The sequence below is a fragment of the Corynebacterium sp. HMSC06G04 genome (genome assembly GCF_001807365.1).
Taxonomy (GTDB): Bacteria; Actinomycetota; Actinomycetes; order Mycobacteriales; family Mycobacteriaceae; genus Corynebacterium; species Corynebacterium simulans.
This window is the reverse complement of record NZ_KV788613.1, coordinates 1-4,178: the sequence shown is the minus strand read 5'-3', so window position 1 is coordinate 4,178 and position 4,178 is coordinate 1. Positions and strand designations below refer to the sequence as shown.

The following is a 4,178-nucleotide window of genomic DNA, read 5'->3' as shown; positions in this document are numbered from 1 at the left end:
TATCAGGTGTCCACCACATGGGGGTCAGGTCCGAAACCCGTGCTTTCGGTTCCTCCTATTCCCCCAATCCCATCCATCCCTCCTATACCCCCTATCGAACCAGTGCAGTCCGTATGGCCAATCCCTTCATTGAAATAGTCCTCTACCAAATGGGAAGACTTTATACCGGCATAGTTGGCACTTCACCGAATCATCGAAATTAGCCTCTGTTAGGCTCAGCCGGAGCTTCACCAGTCCTAAGAGGCTCTCGCACATGAAGACACTCTGAACCTCCGAAACCTTTACTCCACCACCCCGCGAGTGAAGCGAAAGCCCTCGTTACTTACTTTTCTCCAATCACAAGACTCTCGACGGCTCTTAGATAGTTGGTGCACCTCTTGCCGTTTCAGCAGAGATGTTACGACGGCATCCCGATGCCCATCTTTGGTCTCTACGATTCAATATTTGTGGTCCCACTATGTCGTTTCACAAGTTCACTAGCTAGATCAGCAGTAATTTGCACCGCTTCTGGGGGATCGGTGATCCAGATGTGGTCCCCAAACTGAAGCAATTGCCTTACCCCCTGAATATCCCCATATCCCACCACGATACGGACAAAGTTTTCATCCACGGGTTCATGGTGGATAAGCCGTGATCTCAAAACAGAACCGACCCCATCAGGCCCCACCTAGAGAGAATTTCAACGCAGTCTTGATTCAGAATCCAACTTTTCCACTTTTGACCTGTTGAACCTGCGGAACAGGTTTCAACTTAATACTATTTATTCCTGCATGTTTGCAGATTCCATGTGGTTAAAATTGACTTGTTTTCTTTCTTGCCTTTGGTCGTTTAACTCACCGGAGACTCTTGTGTTCGTAGCACCTTGCATGAAGGTTACATCTCCCATGAACTGTTGGACCAACACTTCCGTCCTCATTCTCCCTCGTTTCAGATCATCGGTCGAAGTTTCTTCAGGAGAAAGCATCTCGGGAGAAATCTTTTCTAGCTCCAGTGATAGCTTGAGAGCTTCGGTACGAGTCCTAGAAAGCACCTGGCTAAACTGCAGCTTTGAATATTGAACCATCGCTCTTTCTAAGACCATCATCGAGAAACCGGACGCTTGACCTTCCTCGAAAAGCTGAGCATACATAGCTACCCATTTCTTTGGAAGCTCAATTGAGGGCACCGCTTCGGCATTGACTATCATTTCAAGTTCCGAAATCGAGGCTCCTACAGCAGTCATCTCATCGCTATCAAAGCTAAGACTTTGCGGGAGATCGGAGGGAGACAAAATTGTCTGCTTCTGATAACCACCCATGCCTACGTAGAACATCTTGATGCAGTACGAGACATCTTGTCGATAGTTCGGTACTTCACTATCTTTCGGATAACCATTTAATTCATTTAGAACCCAAGCTCGCAATGTGTCCGCTCCGGCACGATAACTAAACGTCAGTAATTGCCTTAACGATTGCGACAATGGTACCGATTCATCAGCGAGATCATCTATTAACTGTTGCAAGCTGCCCATGCGGACATCACTCCATCAATCTAGCCGTTTAGGAGCCAAATAGAGCTTGAGTCACTAAAGGGCCAATCGCGGCGCTAGCAGCCGGCGCAAGGACATTGTCAGCCATCCAAGCTCTCACAGTTTTCAACGCCCCTCTCTTTCCTTCTTTTTCACTTACGCTTTGAAGTTCTTCAGCTCGCCCAGTTTCACCATTCGCGTACAAGGCCAAGATTATCTCTCTAAGGAGCTCAGACTCATTGTTTTGGTTGACATTATTGCCATCTCCTTGAATGTTGATTGCACTGCCCAAATTGAAATTGACCTGACTATTCACAAAAGAACTCCTAGTTTGTGGACGACTGATTTCCTTGACGGAAATCCCGTGCTCTACTAAATCAATTCCCCTACGCTTCGCACGTACCGTTGAAATGTCCCCGGGAAAACTATCAAAAATTTCAATAAACTCTCGCTGGCCTAACCAATATAAATCCACTTGAAGGTCATCAATGTATTCACCCTCCAAATTTTCAGCACGTCGAAGCTCTGAGAATTGAACAACATCTACGCCAGAATTAACGACGACTTCTAGGATTTTGTCCCGCCGACTCCAAACATCCATGTAAATAAGATACCAATGGTTGCAAGCACTACCCAGGACAACAAATCGAAATTTAACAGGCGCAGGTGAGTACCATTCTATGCGCTCCTACAACCCATCGGAGAGCTTTAAACCGGATGTCAATTGAACAAAGTTTTGGCTGAAACGGGTATCAGTCGATATAACCTTGGCGGCTCAACAACTAAGTGAGCGCGAATTGCACATGCGGTAGAGCGAAAACAAGCTAGCCAGAATGACGGCAGGTCACTCGTCAAGTTGTTGTCAGTTGCATTCGATCCACGAAATCTGCTCACTGTGAAGACCGGATGTGACATAAATGTAGCCCGAGGCGAGGTAACCGCAAATATGTCATTCGACGGGCTTTTCGTTTCAGAGGAGGGAAAAATCAGATGGATCACCAAAACAAATACGCTCAGTGAGGCAAAGCTTCGAAGCGAACAGCTTCGCACATTGCTTCTGGAACGCGGTGCTCATGAACAAGTCTTGAGGCACTGACGCCCAGAACTTCTTCAGGAAGACTAATACGAAGCCGTTTTTGAAAGCATCAAGGGATTAGCCGAACGCTTACGTCTTATTACTGGGATGGACTTGGACGCAAGGAAGCTGGCCCAATCAGTCTTCGGTGGTGATAACCCGCGATTGAAGATCAATCAATTAAATAGCTCAACGGACAGGAACGAGCAAACAGGCACCCAACTTTTAGCTGAAGGGTTTTCTGCTTTTCGCACCCCTGCGGCCCTCGAAATCCAACTCAAGTGGCATATTAGCGAGCAAGACGCACTCGACATCATGGGTCTCGTTTCACTGATTCATCGTCGCGTCGACAACGCTGAACATCTTCAGAATCTAGGTATATAGAATCAATACCTGCCATATGCCGTAACATTTGCCTGCTAGAAAACCTCGCTTACAGAATTGCTTGAAAGCTGGGTTCTCTAGCGGTTACTAAGGGTTGTGTCCCGTGTCATACTGCGTCTACCACTTCGAGGTAGACACGTCGGGGTCAGGCCCACCTGCCCGTTGTGGCAACACTGGCTTACTGCGATTCGTGATTGGGAGGATCCACCAGACCTGTTGTTTCTTCAGTGCACCTAGATAGGCTGGTCGGGGGCTTGTTCCAGCGAGGCTGCGGTGCGTCTGGAATCTAACAATGCCAACTTGCGGCACCTCAGGTTATGTTTCATCTGACTTCTATTTAGCAATGGGTGTTGACGACCAGGAACGGAGGGGGCCGTCGTGGAGCCCTTGGAAAAACTGGTATTTTTCTAGCGGGATACGCGCAGGGGGATCGAAGTCGGGAGCTGCTGTTAACTCATTAGTGTGTGGGTCGACAACGCATGCTGGTGTTAGGCGGGCCAAATAGCCGTCCGCCCCATAGAAAGCGTCATCATATGGGGATACACCTAGTGGTGCAAGGATGGCTTCTATCTGATTCTCCCCAAACTGAGACCACATAATCTGCGCGTGTTCTTGTGTAAACGTTTCTTGCGGAAACTCAGTGACCTTTGGCAGGGAGTCAAAATCAAACCCGTAATCCTTAAAAGGTTCACTTTGATCCTCAAGGTACGACATGGAACGATGCAGCGTACCATCAGCTTTTAACTGTTTGTGGCTGCTAAAAGATCTGTAGAAGCAGCAATCAAATCGGCCTAAAGGGTCATCGGGTAATTCGGAGGGAAGCGCGCACATTATAAACTCTATTTCTCCGTAGCTTGCCCGATGGAAAAAGGCTACATCGTCGGTATCTACCCACGGCGTATGCTTAATTTCGACGTAGTAAGGAACTTGTGACTCAATTTCTTTCTTGCGCGCCAAAAGGTAGGCAAATTCATCAATCCACGGCATCTTTGGCGCTTTGGTAAAGCAGCAGGGGCTAAACACTGCAGTCCATTCTGACTCGGTGGGGACGAATACAAACTGCGTAATGTGATTTTGCGGCTTAAGTAGCTCTGCAAGCTGGTTCCTGCCAGCAGATACCTTGTTCGTATGAACCATACATTCGATTGTCTGGCTTTGAAGATAAAAATAAGGCTTTGTATGCTGAGAGCGGCTTGTTGGTAGGGGTGTTGC

General features: G+C 47.7%; 3 protein-coding genes and 1 pseudogene. 1 reads left to right on the top strand and 3 read right to left on the bottom strand.

From position 1 onward, the window contains the following. Window positions 1-760: 760 nt before the first annotated feature. Window positions 761-1,510, bottom strand: coding sequence for an AbiTii domain-containing protein (locus tag HMPREF3158_RS05920; RefSeq protein WP_070497735.1), 750 nt, complete (start codon window positions 1,508-1,510; stop codon window positions 761-763). Between the two features lie 28 nt (window positions 1,511-1,538). After that, entirely contained in the window at window positions 1,539-2,108 is a 570-nt protein-coding gene (locus HMPREF3158_RS05915; protein ID WP_062036403.1) for a hypothetical protein, read from the bottom strand. Between the two features lie 534 nt (window positions 2,109-2,642). Here HMPREF3158_RS05915 and HMPREF3158_RS12505 point away from each other — a divergent pair. After that, window positions 2,643-2,966: pseudogene (locus HMPREF3158_RS12505) on the top strand (TIGR02391 family protein); the annotation flags it as partial. Window positions 2,967-3,299: 333 nt separating this feature from the next. On the opposite strand, the gene HMPREF3158_RS13140 reads toward HMPREF3158_RS12505, so the two are convergent. Continuing rightward, a partial coding sequence (locus tag HMPREF3158_RS13140; RefSeq protein ID WP_371326198.1) for a hypothetical protein occupies window positions 3,300-4,178 on the bottom strand: 879 nt, incomplete at its 5' end.

Bases quoted from the DNA above. Each gene is read 5' to 3' on its own strand.
- HMPREF3158_RS05915 (WP_062036403.1), bottom strand. From the start codon at position 2,108: ATGGATGTTTGGAGTCGGCGGGACAAAATCCTAGAAGTCGTCGTTAAT.
- HMPREF3158_RS05920 (WP_070497735.1), bottom strand. From the start codon at position 1,510: ATGGGCAGCTTGCAACAGTTAATAGATGATCTCGCTGATGAATCGGTA.